19 protein-coding genes are annotated in these 17,632 nt (G+C 33.8%); 14 read left to right on the top strand and 5 right to left on the bottom strand.

All coding sequences use genetic code 11. The annotated features are described in order from the left end of the window. Positions 1-39 precede the first annotated feature (39 nt). The 3 genes from K337_RS0103080 to K337_RS0103090 all read right to left on the bottom strand — a co-directional run bounded on the left by K337_RS0103080 (position 40) and on the right by K337_RS0103090 (position 2,848). Positions 40-735, bottom strand: coding sequence for a hypothetical protein (locus K337_RS0103080; protein ID WP_028855295.1), 696 nt, complete (start codon positions 733-735; stop codon positions 40-42). A 129-nt stretch (positions 736-864) separates the two neighbouring features. After that, entirely contained in the window at positions 865-1,431 is a 567-nt protein-coding gene (locus tag K337_RS0103085) for a hypothetical protein (protein WP_028855296.1), read from the bottom strand. A gap of 124 nt (positions 1,432-1,555) precedes the next feature. Beyond that, positions 1,556-2,848, bottom strand: a complete 1,293-nt coding sequence (locus K337_RS0103090; RefSeq protein WP_028855297.1) for a tRNA nucleotidyltransferase/poly(A) polymerase-related protein — start codon at positions 2,846-2,848, stop codon at positions 1,556-1,558. Positions 2,849-3,205: 357 nt separating this feature from the next. Here K337_RS0103090 and K337_RS0103095 point away from each other — a divergent pair, with 357 nt between their 5' ends. After that, a complete protein-coding gene (locus tag K337_RS0103095; protein WP_028855298.1) occupies positions 3,206-4,432 on the top strand; it encodes an OmpP1/FadL family transporter in 1,227 nt (408 codons plus the stop codon). Between the two features lie 146 nt (positions 4,433-4,578). Next, a complete protein-coding gene (locus tag K337_RS0103100) occupies positions 4,579-5,160 on the top strand; it encodes a TetR/AcrR family transcriptional regulator (protein ID WP_028855299.1) in 582 nt (193 codons plus the stop codon). A 117-nt stretch (positions 5,161-5,277) separates the two neighbouring features. On the opposite strand, the gene K337_RS20350 is transcribed toward K337_RS0103100, so the two are convergent. Both K337_RS20350 and hydF read right to left on the bottom strand, forming a co-directional pair. After that, positions 5,278-5,715, bottom strand: coding sequence for a septal ring lytic transglycosylase RlpA family protein (locus K337_RS20350; protein WP_028855300.1), 438 nt, complete (start codon positions 5,713-5,715; stop codon positions 5,278-5,280). Positions 5,716-5,771: 56 nt separating this feature from the next. After that, positions 5,772-7,001 (bottom strand): [FeFe] hydrogenase H-cluster maturation GTPase HydF, encoded by a 1,230-nt coding sequence (gene hydF / locus K337_RS0103110; protein WP_028855301.1) that lies wholly within the window; start codon positions 6,999-7,001, stop codon positions 5,772-5,774. 449 nt (positions 7,002-7,450) lie between these two features. On the opposite strand from hydF, the gene K337_RS17535 reads away from it, so the two are divergent. The 12 genes from K337_RS17535 to coaD all read left to right on the top strand — a co-directional run bounded on the left by K337_RS17535 (position 7,451) and on the right by coaD (position 17,588). Next, positions 7,451-7,942: a YceD family protein gene (locus K337_RS17535; protein ID WP_051251578.1), complete on the top strand. Its 492-nt coding sequence runs from the start codon at positions 7,451-7,453 to the stop codon at positions 7,940-7,942. A gap of 41 nt (positions 7,943-7,983) precedes the next feature. Further along, positions 7,984-8,166, top strand: coding sequence for a 50S ribosomal protein L32 (rpmF, locus tag K337_RS0103120; RefSeq protein ID WP_028855302.1), 183 nt, complete (start codon positions 7,984-7,986; stop codon positions 8,164-8,166). A gap of 133 nt (positions 8,167-8,299) precedes the next feature. Continuing rightward, positions 8,300-9,316 (top strand): phosphate acyltransferase PlsX, encoded by a 1,017-nt coding sequence (plsX, locus tag K337_RS0103125; protein ID WP_028855303.1) that lies wholly within the window; start codon positions 8,300-8,302, stop codon positions 9,314-9,316. Further along, a complete protein-coding gene (locus K337_RS0103130) occupies positions 9,312-10,298 on the top strand; it encodes a beta-ketoacyl-ACP synthase III (protein WP_028855304.1) in 987 nt (328 codons plus the stop codon). Before plsX ends, K337_RS0103130 begins: the two co-directional genes overlap by 5 nt. A 69-nt stretch (positions 10,299-10,367) precedes the next feature. Next, positions 10,368-11,261: an ACP S-malonyltransferase gene (fabD, locus tag K337_RS0103135; protein WP_028855305.1), complete on the top strand. Its 894-nt coding sequence runs from the start codon at positions 10,368-10,370 to the stop codon at positions 11,259-11,261. 87 nt (positions 11,262-11,348) lie between these two features. Then, positions 11,349-12,098: a 3-oxoacyl-[acyl-carrier-protein] reductase gene (gene fabG, locus K337_RS0103140; protein WP_156877298.1), complete on the top strand. Its 750-nt coding sequence runs from the start codon at positions 11,349-11,351 to the stop codon at positions 12,096-12,098. A gap of 79 nt (positions 12,099-12,177) precedes the next feature. Beyond that, complete coding sequence (locus tag K337_RS0103145) at positions 12,178-12,402, top strand: acyl carrier protein (RefSeq protein ID WP_028855307.1); 225 nt, start codon at positions 12,178-12,180, stop codon at positions 12,400-12,402. Positions 12,403-12,616: 214 nt separating this feature from the next. Then, on the top strand, positions 12,617-13,858 hold the full coding sequence (gene fabF, locus K337_RS0103150) for a beta-ketoacyl-ACP synthase II (protein ID WP_028855308.1): 1,242 nt from the start codon (positions 12,617-12,619) through the stop codon (positions 13,856-13,858). 24 nt (positions 13,859-13,882) lie between these two features. Beyond that, positions 13,883-14,590 (top strand): ribonuclease III, encoded by a 708-nt coding sequence (gene rnc, locus K337_RS0103155; RefSeq protein ID WP_028855309.1) that lies wholly within the window; start codon positions 13,883-13,885, stop codon positions 14,588-14,590. Continuing rightward, the gene (locus tag K337_RS0103160) at positions 14,577-15,608 is read left to right on the top strand and encodes an elongator complex protein 3 (protein ID WP_028855310.1); all 1,032 of its coding nucleotides are present in this window, start codon (positions 14,577-14,579) and stop codon (positions 15,606-15,608) included. Before rnc ends, K337_RS0103160 begins: the two co-directional genes overlap by 14 nt. Further along, positions 15,605-17,080, top strand: coding sequence for an Rne/Rng family ribonuclease (locus K337_RS0103165; protein ID WP_028855311.1), 1,476 nt, complete (start codon positions 15,605-15,607; stop codon positions 17,078-17,080). The genes K337_RS0103160 and K337_RS0103165 overlap by 4 nt, the downstream gene beginning before the upstream one ends. Before the next feature lies 1 nt (position 17,081). Continuing rightward, positions 17,082-17,588: a pantetheine-phosphate adenylyltransferase gene (gene coaD / locus K337_RS0103170; RefSeq protein WP_028855312.1), complete on the top strand. Its 507-nt coding sequence runs from the start codon at positions 17,082-17,084 to the stop codon at positions 17,586-17,588. Positions 17,589-17,632 lie beyond the last annotated feature (44 nt).

Raw genomic sequence — 17,632 nt, forward strand, 5'->3', positions numbered from 1 at the left:
CACCTTGAAATTCAAGGTGTATTTTTTATTGGGTATATATTATTTAGTTTCTTCTACAGATCCTTCTTCGTTTTGAGGTTGCTGCTCAGGAATAGGTCTTCCAAACATCCATTCCATTTCCCTTCTTAATCCAGTAAGGTCATATTCATTCCCTTCAAGAGTAAGTGTATTGTTTTCAGGGAATAAGATATGATCTTCTTCCAGCTTTTCATTGACATCTAAACTTAGTTGTAATTTTACACTAGTTTCTAGGTCTACCGGTTTGAAGTCACTTTTGATAGTTTTGATGATCTTTTCTTTAGAAGATAAGATTGCTTCTACTTCTCCATCTCCAAATTGTCTCTTAGGTGGATAAGATGTAGTAAATAGAGTCTCAGTCAGTAAGAATTTTAATCCGCTAGGAGTTTTTTCTAAGATATCTAATGTATATGCTCCTCTTTCAGAAATAACAAATTTTTCAATGTTAATAACTTTTCTACCTTGACCAAACATATCTCTAGGAACTGGTAATTCACCACTAGATAACAATTCGTCACTAGGACTGTTGATCCTCATCTCAAAGTTGGTATCTCTATTTAATCCTTCAAATGCTAAGTATATAGATAGTTTAGGCATTCCAATTGGAAAAATAGGCTGAACCAAAGTATCGAATTGTCCCGCTATATCAAACCCACGACTTTGAGGATTGAATTTTGTTACATGTGATGTTAAGCAATGCTTTAATTTAATTGACATAATATCTCTCCTTTTGACAGGGGAATTACCCCTATATTTTATTATTTAGGGAATCATAAAATTTATGAAGTAAATAAAAATTATAAAAACCTGAATTGTGCTTGTCTAGATGCAACGTCACGTTGCTTTTTATTTAGAGTATAGATCTAAGATCTTACTCATATTTTGAATTTCTTCAGCTGTTACTGTTGTTGTTGCAGACCTGTCATCGACCTCACTATAATACTTTATCTTCCCATGATTATTAGCAATCATTTTTTTCAGGGCTTCGATCTCTTGAGGTTTTAAAGCAAATGCAATATATTCCTCGATGGAATCCACAAGGTTTGATTTATCTCTCCAAAAAGCTGTATTTAATTTTCTAGCCATAAAATCCATATGATAAGTTTCACCGGAAATTAGATCAAGTCCGTTCATATATAACCACTCATCGCCTCTATATTTTAAAGCTAAATATAGAGTCTTTTCTTGGGTCTTTTTATCTTCTTTCAATACTAAAAAGTGCTGATTCTCATAAACTGAATATTTTGCCTTTTTCTTGGTATATTTCCATTGTTCACTATCTTTAACATAAATAGTGGAGTCTTCCTTACTCTTACTATATCCTTTTTCAATATTTCTGACATAGGTGTTTTTAGAACAACCTATAAAGGAAAGTAAGATGGTTAAAAGTAATATTTTTTTTAAAATTTTCATAAATCCTCCTAATCATTCTAGTACAAGAATATCATAATTAGATATTTTTGTAAATATTCAAGCCTTTTCTTTGTCATTCTGTTAAAGTTTGTATTTTAACAGGTTAAAGCTGATATTTTGACTCTTAATTTTTAATCTTAGGTTCTCTGCATCTGATTATTTCTCTTGCTTCTTCAACACTGACAAATTTCTCCTCCAACTGTAATCTATACAGGTAGTTTAAGATCTTTTTAAATTCTTTTCCACTTTTGTAACCCCATGAAAGGAGGTGTCTTCCATTGACTAAAGGTGTTAGGTCATCCTTTATCTCGTGATAGATAGAATCTATCTTTTTGATGTTTTCCAGTTCCTCGGAGTTGTCTAATCGTCCCCTTCCTAAAACATCAGCTTCATAGACTTTTAGGAGTTTGGGTATGCTGACTTTGACAGCTAACTTCCTTATAGTGACCTTATTGACCTTGTTGTTTAGCATAAGTATCAATGGAGAAACGTGATAAAAAATTAAATCAGCTGCAGAAGATATAAGTTTTTTGTTGTTTGTAAATTTATCTATCAGATCTAAAAACATATCTCTGGATGCCTTGGTATGACCTTTAAAATGAGTGTCTTGTGTGATGTTTTTTCCAATATCGTGAAATAAAAGAGCTATCATAAGTTCTATTGTTCTTTCAGATGGTTTTAAGACATCAAGGGTCATAAGGGTGTGGGTAAAAACATCTCCCTCAGGATGGAAAATTTTATCTTGGATCACTTTTTTTGAACGGTAGAGGTTAGGGAAGAGGATCTCTACTCCTCCAGTGTCATCTAACAGTCTGAAAGTTTTAGAAGGTTTTTTGTGGTTTAAAAGGATTTTTTCTAATTCTCCCATGATCCTTTCCTTTGGAATGCTTTGAATGAGGTGAAAATTTGTTGAGATCAGCTTTTTTAAATCCTCTGAAAGTTCAAAGTCCAGTCTACCTGCCAGCTCAATGGTTCTAAATAACCTGAGGGGATCTTCTAAAAATGTTTCCCGGTCTACATAGTATAAAACTTTATTTTCCAGATCTAACTTCCCTCTATAAAGATCTATAGTCTGATCTGTCAGAGGGTTATAATAGAGGGAATTGATGGTCAAATCCCTGTTTAGAATGGAAGTTTCGATCTTCAAAGAGGGATTAAATCCATTTTCATCTCTAGGTAAAGTAATTTCTAAATTATTTATAAGGTAAACCTTATAGAGGGTACCAACTAATTTCCACCTGCCAAAATTATTTAATATTTTTTCTATCTGTTCAGGAGAAACTCCTAAAATCTCTATGTCTATATTTGAATTTTCATCCATGGGTTTGTTGTAGAGAAAAAAATCTCTCACAGCTCCTCCTACGATATACAGGCACCCATTTATTTTTTTTATCTCTTTAGCTAATTCTATATACATCTTAACTCCTTTAGTTTTTTCTATATAATAATTATACCTCAGGTAGGAGTGATTTAAAACTTTTTTATCTTATTCATTTGTATCTGTTTCGATTAGTTGTGATAGTTAGGTTCCCTTGTAATTCTATCTCATGGAGAATTGGTGGATAGGTATAATTAATAGTTTTGGAATATCCTTATTAAGAATAAACTAAGATATAGTTGTTTAGCCTAAAGAGATTGGTGATTAAAAAGGTAATGAAAAACGAGTGTTATCCTAAACCTTGACTTTTAAAATAATAGATGTTATATTACACTAGTAATTAATTAGAAAGGTCAAATTTTTGACCTATAAAAAAAGGGGAAGAAGGAGAAATAAATGAAGAAAATATTATTTGGATGCATAGCTTTATTAAGCACGGCATCATATGGAGCCAGTGTAGATGCACTTGCTAATTCAACACCGGCATATATGGGGAATCCAGCTCAAAATGCTACATTAACAACAGAAGCGGCTTATTATAATCCGGCAGGTTTAGTTCACTTAGAGGATGGTAACTATATATCTGTAGGTGGACAACTATCTAACATCACTTATGAGATGGAAAAAGGTGGAGAAAACTACAAGGCTAACGACCCATTAGGACTTATACCTAACTTAAGTTATATCCATAAAAGTGGAGACTGGGCATTTTATGGTAACACTGGAGGAGCCGCAGGAGGACCTACTTTAGACTATGAGGATGGAGTGCCTTTATTAGACAATTTATTAGGTACGGGGACAGGAACTGTTGAGGGGAAAAATGCTTATGCCATGGCGAACCTTGGTGCAGCATACAGATTAAACAATGAATGGTCGGTAGCGGCAGGGGTAAAATATATCTATGCTCAAAGAAATATTGAGATAGAAACATCTAAGGATGCAAATTTAACACCACTTCCAATACCTAAATATGCTGTAGATGGTACTTATGACGCCGAGAGAACAGCTCAAGGATTCGGTGGGACATTTGGTATAAACTACAGGCCTAACGACAGATTGAATATGGCAATGACTTATAATACAAAAGTTAAGCTGGAATTTGAAGCAGATTCAAAAGGAACTGGAAATTTAGGAGCAATGTTACCTACGATAGCATCAAATCCGGCAGGGGCAGCGTTAGCTCCAATCATTGATGGGGACAAAAGATGGAGAGACCTACCTGCTGAATTAAAGTACGGGGTAGCTTATAAGATGACTGATAAGTGGACTGTAATGGGTGGAGGAAACTACTATTTCGTTTCAGAGGCTGATACAGATGGTAAAGATGGATTTAAAAATGGATGGGAAGTTAATGTAGGTACAGAATATCAAGTGTCTGAAAGATGGACTCTGACTACTGGATATAACTATGCAGAGACAGGTGCAACTGATGAAACGTTTAATGATACTGAATTTGCATTAGATTCACACATATTTACTGCAGGAGCTAAGTTCCAACAGACTCCTAACTTAGAGTGGACATTCTCAACAATGTATGTAGATTATATCGATCATGAAGTTGACGGAGTAAATTACAAAAAAAATATAATTGCTACTGGAATAAGTGCAGCATATAAATTTTAATTATTTAGGGGACCCCTCGTGGGGTTCCCTTTTATATAAAATTACAGCTAAAATTTAGTTGTGATTTGCAATCTTATATAGAATAGTAGTTGAAAAAATAAAAAACAAGTGTTATAATACAAAAAAATAAAAATGGAGGGGGAAGAATGCCTAAAAAACCTATATTCACAAGAGAACAAATAATAGACAAAGCTTTTGGTATGTTAGAGAGGGGTAGTTTGGAAAATATAACAGCTAGAAGTTTAGCCAAGGAATTGAACTGTTCTCCTGCTCCCATCTATGGTTTATTTATGTCTATGGATGAATTGAAAAAAGAATTGATAAATAGAGCCAAAAATCTATTTTTGACATATGTAAGTAAGGAAAAAGAGGAGGTACCATTTCTTAATATAGGAATGGGTATCTGTAAATTTGCAAGGGAAGAAAAACCATTGTTTAAATCTATATTTTTAAGAAACAGTTCATACAGTACATTGATATCTGAATTTCATAAGATTATTTTTGAGGAGATGAAAAAAGATGAAAGATTTGATAGTCTTCCTGCTGATGTTAAAGAAACACTGACTATTGATTGCTGGACATATGCTCATGGTCTCTCTACTCTTATTGCGACGGGATATTTTAAGACGCCATCAGATAACTTTATAAGAAGAAGACTGATCAGTGGACCTGCATCAATTATCTATTTTCACCTAGGTGTAGAAAAAGAAAAACAATTAAATAAATAAAAAAAATGAGCAAAATAATTTGCTCATTTTTTTATGATCGAAAAATTTATATAATAAATAAAATATTATATGAATCTAGATTGTGTTTTTCTGGATACAACGTCATGTTGCTAAAATTTAGTGTTTATATCTAAAAGTATTTGAAGTATCTAAAATAGTAACTTCGACATTTAAAACTCCGGCTCCTAAGGGAGCTATTTTTTTGAAGGCAGCTCTGCTCAGATCGATCATTCGACCCTTTACATAGGGACCTCTGTCATTTATTTTAACTTTTACAGATTTTCCATTGTCTAAGTTTTTTACTCTGACAATAGTGCCAAAGGGCAATGTTTTATTGGCAGCAGTTAAATTATACATATTATATTTTTCCCCACTGGCTGTTTTCTTCCCGTGGAAGTAATCTCCGTACCAAGAAGCCTTCCCTTTGATGGTGTTACCTGTTTTAAATCTGGAGTTTTTCACATGGGATTGAGAATATGACACGGTTTTCTTTGGGGTGCTGCTGCAGCCTACTAAAGTGGCGGCGATAATTATAACTAATATTAATTTTTTCATTTTGAAATACTCTCCTAATTTTATCTATAGACTATACTATGACCATGGTTGATTTTTTATTTCGACTTCCATATTTCATTTACTTCTGGAAAGGGCTTTAGAGCTCTATCTAGGATGCCATAGAGAGCAGCTATACACAGACCATAGTTTAAGATTGGAACTCCTTCACGATAGCTTATATCTATTCTCCCTAACATCTCTTTTCTGTTTAGTGTGCATCCTCCGCAATGGATAACTAATTTATAATCTTTTAAATTTTCAGGGTATTCCCTTCCTGCTACAATATCAAAATCTATTCCGGTATTGATCTTCTCACCTATCCATTTAGGAATCTTATATCTGCCTATATCATCTTTTTGAACATGATGGGTACAGGCTTCTGAAACCAAAAACTTGTCTCCATTTTCAAGTGACATAAGCGTTTTAGCTCCATCTATCATCTTACTTAAGTCACCTTTATATCTGGCGAAAAGGATAGAAAATGAAGTCAAAAGAACGTTGTCTGGAACTATAGCTGAAACTCTTTCGAAAGCCTGGGAATCTGTAATAACCAGTTTAGGAGGGTTCTTTAACCCGTCTAAAGTAGCCTGTAATTCAGTATCTTTACAAGTATGGATGATTCCGCTGTTATCTAGGATGTCTCTCATGGTCTGCACTTGGGGTAGAATTATACGACCTTTGGGCATACCGGTATCGATAGGAATAACTAAAACAATATGATCACCACTCTCTATAAGATCTCCTAAGATACTAGGACTTTCGAATTCTTGAGGAGAGTGCTGTATGATCAGTCCCTTCATATCTTCCATCCTGTCTTTTTGTTCGGCGGATAAATTTATATATGGATATTCTAAAGTTTCTAATTCGGTTAAAAAATCAGAATTTGGTTTTTTTATATCTGCTTTATTTATAACTACTATAAATGGAGTATTATTTTTCTTTAATATATCGATGATGTTGTAATCAAATTCTAAAAACCCATTGTAGTCAACTGTGATAAGGGCTATATCGGTTTTTCTTACAACTTCCATAGTTTTCTTTATACGCAGATCTCCTAATGCACCGACATCATCTATTCCGGCTGTATCTATAAGAACACATGGTCCGATAGGGAGGATCTCCATAGCTTTATAGATGGGGTCAGTTGTTGTTCCTGCAAAATCAGAGACGATAGCCAGGTTTTGTCCTGTAATTGCATTGATCAGTGTGGATTTCCCCATATTTCTTTTTCCGAAAATAGAGATATGTAGTCTGTTTGAACTTGGAGTTTTATTTAAATTTGACATTGAAATCACCTCTTAAATATATTTTGATCACAATATTCTTAATTTATGGATATAAATTTTAGGGATATTTGTGATGCCCTTTACGGGTAACGCAAAGTTCTATGTTTTAATTTAAAAAACTAATAGCTACTTTGGTGATGCCCTTTACGGGTATTTAATATATTATATCGTTAATTGACCTATAATGTAAATATTTTGATTGAAATAAAATAACATACGTTATATAATAGTAGGTGGATTGGACATTTATAATAGAATAAATTACCTTATTAAAATAAATTTAGTTGCAAATTATTTTTAGTAAACTAAGTTTAGACCGAAAAGGTTGGCAGGAATAACTATTGGGTTAAAAAATGAGACAAAATAAAAACCTTTGTTAAGAAAATTTACTTGACAAAGATTGGAAAGTTTAATATAATGCATAGGTAACATTATAGAGGTGAAGTGACTTGAAAAAAAATATTGATCAGTTAAAAATGAAAAGAGAAACTAAATTTCAATTTACAGAGACGTTAGAAGATATTCTAATAGAAGGAGCAGTAGTTCCCAAAGTAGATGTAGATTACTTATTAGAATTAGTTGAAGGTGAGGTCATCATTAGAGGTGAATATACAGCTTTTGTAAAGACTAATTGTGTTAGGTGTTTAGATGAGATTGAAGTAAAAGTTTCTGGAGAATTTTTCGGAGATTACAAAGAAACTAAAGATTATGATGAGTATATCGAATCTCTAGGTAAGGAAGCACAAGTATTAGATGACATGGTAGAAGAGTTAGTTGATGGCGAGGTGGATATAAGTTCTTTAGTAAGAGATTATATTATTTTGGATATGCCTCAATTTCCAGCCTGTGAACCAGAATGTGGTGGGTTAGAAGAACTAGAAAAATATCGTGACAGTGGTATAGACTCCAGATGGCAAAAGCTACTGGACTTAAAGAATTAATAATTTATTATAATTAAAATAAAAGTTAGGAGGGGAATATAATGGCAGTACCTAAGAAGAAAACATCAAAAGCTAAGAAAAACATGAGAAGATCGCACCACGCTTTAAAAGGAACTAACTTAGCTACGTGTTCTAACTGTGGAGCTCCAAAGAGACCTCACAGAGTATGTTTAGAATGTGGAAGTTACAAAGGTAAGCAAGTTTTAACTAACGAAGCTGAATAATCTTTGAGAAAAAAGGTAAGAGTATTCTTACCTTTTTTTTATATAAAAATAAATGATAAAGCGAAAAAACAAGGGAAAAAAAATGAAAAAATATGGTAGGATAGAGTTAGAAGTAAGAAAAGGGGTGAGAATATTGAAAATAGCATTAGACGCTATGGGTGGTGACTATGCTCCCTTAGAAACAGTAAAGGGTGCAGTGGAAGCTATCGGTGAAAATAAAAATATCCGTGTGATCCTTGTAGGGAAGGAAGAACTTATAAAACAGGAACTATTAAAGTATAGTTATGATGAGGATAGAATAAAGATAAAGAACGCGACAGAAGTAATAGAAATGGATGAAAAGACATCTCCTACAGTAGCTGTAAGAGCTAAAAAAGATGCATCTATGAATGTGGCTTTAGAGATGGTAAAAAATGGGGAAGCAACAGCTTGTATATCAGCTGGAAACACAGGGGCTCTTATGACTGCAAGTCAATTGAAGTTAAAGAGGATTAAAGGGGTTCTGAGACCTGCTATAACAACGGTATTCCCGGCAAACGATAATAAACATATAGTACTGCTTGATGCAGGAGCAAACGCTGATTGTAAGCCGGAGTACCTGGATCAATTTGCCACTATGGCAAACGAATATGCTAAGGTATTATTGAATATAGAAAGTCCTAGAGTTGGATTACTTAATATAGGAGAGGAAGATGGTAAGGGAAATGAACTTACTAAATCTGCATTCTACCTATTGAAAGAAAACAAAAATATAAATTTTTGCGGGAATATAGAAACTCGTGAGATGACCAACGGAACTGTAGATGTAGTGGTAACAGATGGATTTACAGGAAATATAGTTCTAAAGACAGCAGAGGGAACGGTTCATTTTATGAAAAATATCATAAAAGACGGTGTGCATAAAAGTCTTTTGGCAAAAATAGGAGCATTACTTATGAGTTCTGTATTCAAAGAGATGAAGAAACAATCTGATTCATCGGAATATGGAGGAGCATTATTCATGGGACTTAATGGGATATCTATAAAGGCGCATGGGAACTCAGATTCAAAAGCTATAAAAAATGCTATCTTAGTTGGGAATAAATTTGCAGAAAACAACTTTATAGAAAGTTTAAAAAAGGTAATTGGAGGAAAAAATGAAAACTATTAAAAGTTTTGGAATATTGGGAATAGGAACCTATGTCCCTGAAAAGATAATGACAAATTTTGATTTGGAAAAAATAGTAGATACTTCAGATGCGTGGATACAAAAAATGACAGGTATAAAAGAGAGAAGGATAGCTGCGGAAAATGAAGCTACCTCAGATCTTGCCTATAATGCAGCGGTAAAGGCTTTGGAGTCATCTAATACAAAAGCGGAAGACTTAGATCTAATAGTGGTGGCTACGATGACACCGGACTATTTTACTCCGTCTGTATCGGCTATATTACAAAAAAGATTAGGTGCACACCATGCAGCAGCTTTTGATTTAGGTGCGGCTTGTAGTGGTTTTGTATATGGATTAGAAGCTGGAGGAAACTTTATAGCTACTGGTATGTATAAAAAAGTGTTGGTAATAGGTGCAGAAGTATTCTCTAGGATTTTAGATTGGGAAGACAGAAATACCTGTGTGTTGTTTGGCGATGGAGCAGCAGCAGCAGTGTTAGGAGAGGTAGAAGAAGACTATGGGATCATAGGTTCTCACCTAGGTGCTGACGGAGACTTGGATGATGTATTGGTTATCCCAGCAGGTGGATCTAGAACTCCTTCAACTCATGAAACAGTAGATAATAGATCTCACTACCTTAAGATGAAAGGGCCGGAAGTTTTTAAATTTGCTGTAAAAGCAATGCCTGGGGCAGTGGAAAAAGTATTGGCAAACACAGGTATAAATATAGATGAATTAGAATTGATTGTACCTCATCAAGCTAATATGAGAATTATAAATTCAGCAGCAAAAAGGTTAGGGTTTCCAGCGGAAAAGTTTGTGATTAATTTAGATAAATACGGAAATACTTCAGCGGCTTCTGTTGGTTTAGCATTGGGAGAAGCAGTGGAAAAAGGAATGATTAAAAAAGGTGATAATATAGCATTAGTAGGCTTTGGAGCTGGATTAACGTATGCATCATGTGTTATGAAATGGGCTTATTAATCATACAAAATTTGACATAACAGGTGTTATATGATATAAATTACAGGTGTTATGAATAGAGGAGGGATTATGTCGAAAATAGCGTTTATATATCCAGGACAAGGAACACAATATGTTGGAATGGGTAAAGAATTATACGAAACAAATGAGATGGCTAAAAAATATTTCGATGAAATTTTTGAGAGCTTAGAATTAGATCTAAAAGAAACTATGTTTAATGGACCTGAGGAGAAATTAAAACAAACAAAATATACACAACCTGCCATAGTAACTATGTCATTGGTATTGACTAAGTTATTAAAGGACAGTGGAATAGAAGCAGACTACGTGGCAGGACATTCATTGGGTGAATATTCAGCCTTAGGAGCTGCTAACGTATTATCTACTTTTGATACAGTAAGATTAACTGCCCTTAGAGGGGAGATTATGAATGAAGTTTCAGGAGAAGTAGATGGAACTATGGCAGCTATCATAGGACTGGAATCAGCTAAGATTGAGGAAATCTGTAAAAATATAGATGGAATAGTAGAAGCTGTAAACTACAATGAGCCTAAGCAGACTGTAATAGCAGGATCAAAAGATGCTATTGATACAGCGTGTGAAGAATTAAAGGAAGCAGGTGCTAGAAGAGCTATGGTATTAGCTGTATCTGGACCATTCCATTCATCACTCATGAAACCTGCAGGAGATAAATTAAAAGCTGACTTTGATAAATTTAACTTTAAAGAAGGAAATATTGAAGTATTATCTAATACAGGAGTAGAGTTTTTAAAAGATGCTGAAAAAATAAAGGAAGAATTATACCACCAAACTTTTGGTCCTGTAAGATGGGTTGAAATAATTGAAAAATTAAGAGACACTGGAGTAACTAAATTCTACGAGATTGGTCCTGGAAAAGTATTGAAAGGATTAGTTAGAAAGATAGATAAAACTTTAGAAGTGGTGAATGTCGAATCAATATAAAACCTTTATAATTAAGGGGTACTAGAGTTGTTTCTAGAAAGTATTGAAAAGATTAGTTAGAAAAACAATTGAGGAGGTATTTGTAGAATGATTAATTTAAAAGGTAAAGTTGCGGTAATTACTGGATCAAGTAGAGGGATAGGTAAATCTGTTGCTGAAAAATTAGCAGAAGCAGGAGCCAATATCGTAATTACAGATATATTAGTGGAAGCAGGAGAAGCTACAGCTAAAGAAATAGCTGAAAAATACAATGTAGAAACATTATTTGTTGAAAGTAATGTTACAAATTCTGAAAGTTGTGTAGCATTAGCTAAAGCTACAATGGAAAAATTTGGAAGAGTGGATGTATTGGTAAACAATGCCGGAATCACAAGAGATGGATTATTCATGAGAATGAAGGAAATTGATTTTGATCTAGTTATTGATATCAACTTAAAGGGTGCTTTCAACACGACTCAAGCATTTTATAGAACAATGACTAAACAAAGAACAGGAAGCATAATCAACATGGCTTCAGTAGTAGGACTTATGGGTAACGCAGGTCAAGTGAACTACTCGGCTTCAAAAGCAGGATTAATTGGAATGACTAAATCTTTAGCGAGAGAAGCTGCGAAAAGAAGTGTAAGAGTAAACGCTATAGCTCCAGGATATATTCAATCAGAAATGACTGATGTTTTAAGCCCGGAAGCTAAAGAAATGATGATGAGAAATGTTCCTTTAGAAACAATGGGAACTCCAGCAGATGTAGCTAACGCAGTGTTATTTTTAGCATCGGATTTATCATCATACATAACAGGTCAAACCCTAAGTGTAAACGGTGGAATGATAATGCAATAAAACCTTTTAAAGGTTGAAAAAATGTATAAAATTTGTTATTATTATATATAGTAAACTTAAAATTCAAGGAGGAAAAATTATGTTAGATAAAATTAAAGAAGTAATAGTAGATCAATTAGGTGTAGACGCGGATCAAGTAACTTTAGAGGCGAACTTCATCGACGATTTAGGAGCAGATTCATTAGATACAGTTGAATTAATCATGGCATTCGAAGAAGAATTCGATATCGAAATTCCTGATGCAGATGCTGAAAAGATCAAAACTGTTCAAGACGTAGTTAACTTCGTAGAAGCGACTAAATAAAAGATTATAGATAGGGGAGTTATATCCCCTATTATTTTTTATTTTTAAGAAGTTATAAAATTAAAATTTATAGTTAACTAGAGGCAGCATTATGTTGCTCTTTATTTAAAAAACTGTCTGTAGATTAGATGTGATAATAGAAAATCAACAATTGGTAGGAAGCTACAATTTAGAGGTAGTTATTTAAAAAACTTAAATATTATGAGGTGAAGAAATGAGAAGAGTTGTAATTACTGGGGTAGGAATGATAACTGCACTAGGAACAGGGGTAGAAAAATCTTGGGCTAAAATAAAAGCTGGAGAGTGCGGAATAAAGAGAATAGAGAGTTTTGATACTGAAAATACATCGGTAAAGATAGCAGGAGAAGTAACTGACTTCAATCCTACAGATTTTGGGATCGAAAAAAAAGAAGTTAAGAAATTAGCTAGAAATACACAATTTGCCATAGCAGCAGCTAAGATGGCTTTAGAAGATGCGAAGTTTGAGATAACTGAAGAAAATGCAACTTCTGTAGGAACTATTGTTAGTTCTGGAATTGGTGGAATGGAAGTTTTTGAAAACCAACATAAAACTTTATTAAACAAAGGTGCTAGAAGAGTATCACCATTTACAATACCTGCAATGATAGCTAATATGGCTTCTGGAAATGTAGGGATATATACTGGTGCTAAGGGACCGAATAAAACTATAGTAACAGCATGTGCTGCTGGAACTCACTCAATCGGAGACGCTTTTGAGATGATAAAATATGGAAAAGTGGATACTATGATAGCTGGTGGAACTGAAGCTTGTATCACAGAATTTGCAATCACAGGTTTTGCTAACATGAAAGCATTATCTACTAGAAACGATGAACCTTTAAAAGCATCTAGACCATTTAACGTGGATAGAGATGGATTTGTAATGGGAGAGGGGTCAGGAATCTTAATCTTAGAAGAATTAGAGCAGGCTAAAGCCCGTGGAGCAAAGATATATGCCGAGATGGTAGGATATGGAGAAACTTGTGACGCACATCATATCACTTCCCCTGGACCAGGTGGAGAGGGAGCAGCAAGAGCTATTGAGATGGCTTTAAAGCAAGGAAATATAGATAAGAATACAGTTGACTACATCAACGCACATGGAACTTCTACACCAGCTAATGACAGATTGGAAACAGCAGCTATAAAGACTGTTTTTGGAGATCATGCTAAAGAATTAGCAGTATCATCTACTAAGGGGTCTACAGGTCATGCACTTGGAGCAGCAGGTGGAATTGAAGGTGTAATATTAGCATTAGGAATAGATGAAGGAATAATGCCTCCAACTATCAACTATGAGAATCCAGATGAAGAATGTGATTTAGATTACGTTCCAAACGAAGCTAGAAACAAGGAAATAAGAGTAGGAATGTCTACATCATTAGGATTTGGTGGACATAACGCAGTAATAGTTATGAAAAAATACGAGAACTAAAAATAATATACTAAGGGTGGGAAAATGAAAAAATACTTGGAATTAGAAAAAATTCTAGGTCACACTTTTAAGGATGAAAAACTTTTAAAACATGCCTTACTTCATAGATCTTATGGAAATGAAAATAAGGAATATAAAAAAATAAGCAACGAGAGACTAGAACTGTTAGGAGACGCAGTTCTAGATCTTGTCGTTACTGAATATTTATATAAAAATTTTAAAGAATCCTCAGAGGGTGACTTAGCTAAATTAAAATCAATGGTAGTAAGTGAACCGGTATTGGCAAAAATATCAAGAAAATTAAAATTAGGTAAATACCTATTCCTAAGCAAGGGAGAGGAAGTTACTGGTGGAAGAGATAGATCTTCAATTTTAGGAGATGTATTTGAGTCGGTATTAGGAGCTATCTATCTAGATTCAGATTTAGAGACAGCTAGAAAATACGGGTTATCTCACCTAGTTTATGAGATAGAGCATATCTATGAAAATGATGAGTTGATAGATTTTAAAACAGCACTACAAGAATACAGCCAAAGAAAATATAAGGAAGTACCTACCTATGAACTTATAGGTGAAGATGGGCCAGATCATGCTAAATTTTTTAAGATAGGTGTATTTATGAATAAAAAATTAGTGGGTTCAGGAGAGGGAAGAAATAAAAAAACAGCAGAGCAGAAAGCCGCGAAACATGCCTGTGACAGTTTGGGAATAAAATACATTGAAACATTATAATATTCCGATATTTATTAGTCATTTTGGATGTCCCCATACCTGTGTATTTTGTAATCAAGTAAAAATAAATGGCAGGGAAACTGATGTCACATGTTCTGATATTGAGGAAATAATAGAAGAATATTTAGAGATTCTACCAAAAGATTCAGAAAAAGAAGTAGCTTTTTTTGGTGGAACCTTTACAGGAATTGACAAGAGGATACAGGAAGGCTATTTAGCTACAGTTAAACCATATATCGATAGAGGCCTTGTAGATGGGATTAGATTATCTACAAGACCTGATTATATTAATGAAAAGATATTGGACCTCCTTTTGAAATATGGTGTTACAACTATAGAATTAGGAGTCCAGTCTCTAGATGATGAGGTCTTGGCTAAGTCAGAAAGAGGTTATAAATCTGATATAGTAGAAGCGGCATCTACTTTAATAAAAAATTATGGTTTTAAATTAGGAATACAAGTAATGCCTGGATTGCCTGGATCTACTAATGAGATAGATCTCGATACAGCAAAAAAGGTAGTGAAGATAAAACCAGATATGGTTAGGATATATCCGACATTGGTTATAAATAATACGAAGTTGGAAAAAATGTATTATGATAAGGAATATAGCCCTATGGAGCTAGAAGAATCTATTGTCAGAGTGTTACCGATCATGATTTTATTTGAACTGAATAATATAAATATAATCAGAGTGGGATTACAACCTTCTGATGATCTATGTGAAGAGGGAGTAATTAAAGCAGGACCTTTTCACCCAGCTTTTAAAGAAACTATTGAAACAGAGATCTATGGGAGATTTTTAAGGTCTTTAAATACAGAAACTTTGGATATAGTTACCCATGAAAAAAATATCTCTAAAATAGTGGGGATGAAAAAAAAGAATAAGTTGTTTTTTGGAAAGAAGATGACTATAAAGATTGATAATAGTTTATCGCTGGAAAAAGTAGTAGTAAATAGGATAGAATATACTAGGGAAGAAATCTTAAATAAAATTTTAGAGAGTGGTATATTATGAATCAAATAATAATAAGTATAAGTGATTTTGAGGAGAGAGCAGCTCTTGTAGAAGGGGAAAAACTTACAGAATTTTTTATACAAAGGAACGAACAAAATCGAATAAATGGGAATATATATAAGGCTAGAGTAGCTAATGTATTACCTGGAATGGAATCAGCATTTTTGGATATTGGCTTAGAAAAAAATGCTTTTTTGCATGTCCGGGATCTGCGTGAATTTGAGGAAAAATACCTGAATGGTGTAGAAAACAGCAATAGACCTATAGAAGACATCTTGAGTGTAGGAGATGAAATAATAGTTCAGATAGTGAAGGAACCTAGAGGTGACAAGGGTGCCCGTGTAACTACTCATTACACTATACCGGGGAAATATCTAGTATTGATGCCAAATGATAGTCATATTGCTATCTCTCAAAAGATAAAGGATACCCAAGAGAGAGAGAGGTTAGAAACCCTTATAGATAATATAAAACCCAAAGAGATGGGTGTTATTATAAGGACTGCAGCTAAAGATAAAAATAATCTTCATTTTGAAAAAGAGGTTGAATATTTAGTAAAAAAATGGAAAAATATAGAAAATAGGTTTAAAAAAAGTAAGGTAGGAGAGGTTCTATACCAGGATAATGATATGGTCACAAGAACTGTAAGGGATGTCTTTTCCAATCAGATAGACGAATTAATAATAGATGATGAGGAGAAGTACTGGGAGATAGTAGACTATGTTAAGGCCTTTTCGGACAATACATTTAAAACCAAGGTAAAATTATTTCAAAGTTCCCTTCATATATTTGATCACTACAATGTAACTAGGGGATTGGAGACTGCTTTAAATGAAAAGGTATGGCTGGATTGCGGGGGATACTTGATCATCCAAAAGACAGAAGCTCTCATAAGTATAGATGTAAATACAGGTAGAAATACAGGGGTAATGAACCTAGAAGATACTGTAGTGGAAACTAATATCGAAGCGGCAAGAGAGATTGCAATACAGCTGAGACTGAGAAATTTGAGTGGTATTATTATCATAGATTTTATAGATATGAAGGTTGAGAAGGACAAGCTGAAAGTAGTGGAAGTACTGGAAGAAAGTTTGAAAAAGGATAGGATAAAAAATAATATCATTCATTTTACAGACCTTGGTTTAGTAGAGATGACAAGAAAAAGACAGGGGAGCCCCCTGGCTAAGTACTACCAAAAACCTTGTCCATGCTGTGACGGAACAGGAACAGTGAAATCGAAAGAGAGTATAATCCTAGATATAATGAGAGAGATAAGGGAAATAGCAGAAGATAGCGATATTAAATTGATAAAACTGACAACAAGTGTGGAGTTATACAACTTCATTTGTGAGGCTTATATTGAATTTATAAAAGGCTATTTAAAATTACGTAAAAAGGAATTTATCCTGAAAAAAAATAAGAAAAATGAAGAAAAAAACAATAATGACTATGAGATAGTAATGGAGATGTAAGATGAAAAAAATAGTAGCAGTATGTGCAGGAAGTTTTGACCCTATAACTAAGGGACATTTGGATATTATAAAGCGTGCCAGTAAGTTTTCAAATAAATTGATAGTGGGAATTTTGAACAGCCACAATAAAAAATATTGGTTCAATTTAGAGGAAAGAAAAGCATTGGTTGAAAAATGTTTATCGGAATTTGATAATATAGAAGTAAAGACTTTTGATGGATTGTTGGTAGATTTTGTTTTACAAAATAAGGCTAATATTGTAGTGAGAGGGTTACGGGCAGTTTCGGATTATGAATATGAACTCCAACTGGCTCTTACAAATAAATCTCTTTCAGATAATCAGGTGGAAACAATATTCTTACCTGGATCAAGGGAAAGTTTATACCTCAGTGCCAGCCTGGTAAGGGAAGTAGCACTCCATGGCGGAAAGATAGATGAATTTATTTCGCCGGAGATAGTAGCTGATGTAAAAGAAAGAGCAAAAAAGATAAAAGATGGATCTCAGTAGAGTGATTTTTTAGAGGTTTATACTTGATTTTGATAATTATAAAA

This window comes from Psychrilyobacter atlanticus DSM 19335 (genome assembly GCF_000426625.1).
GTDB lineage: Bacteria > Fusobacteriota > Fusobacteriia > Fusobacteriales > Fusobacteriaceae > Psychrilyobacter > Psychrilyobacter atlanticus.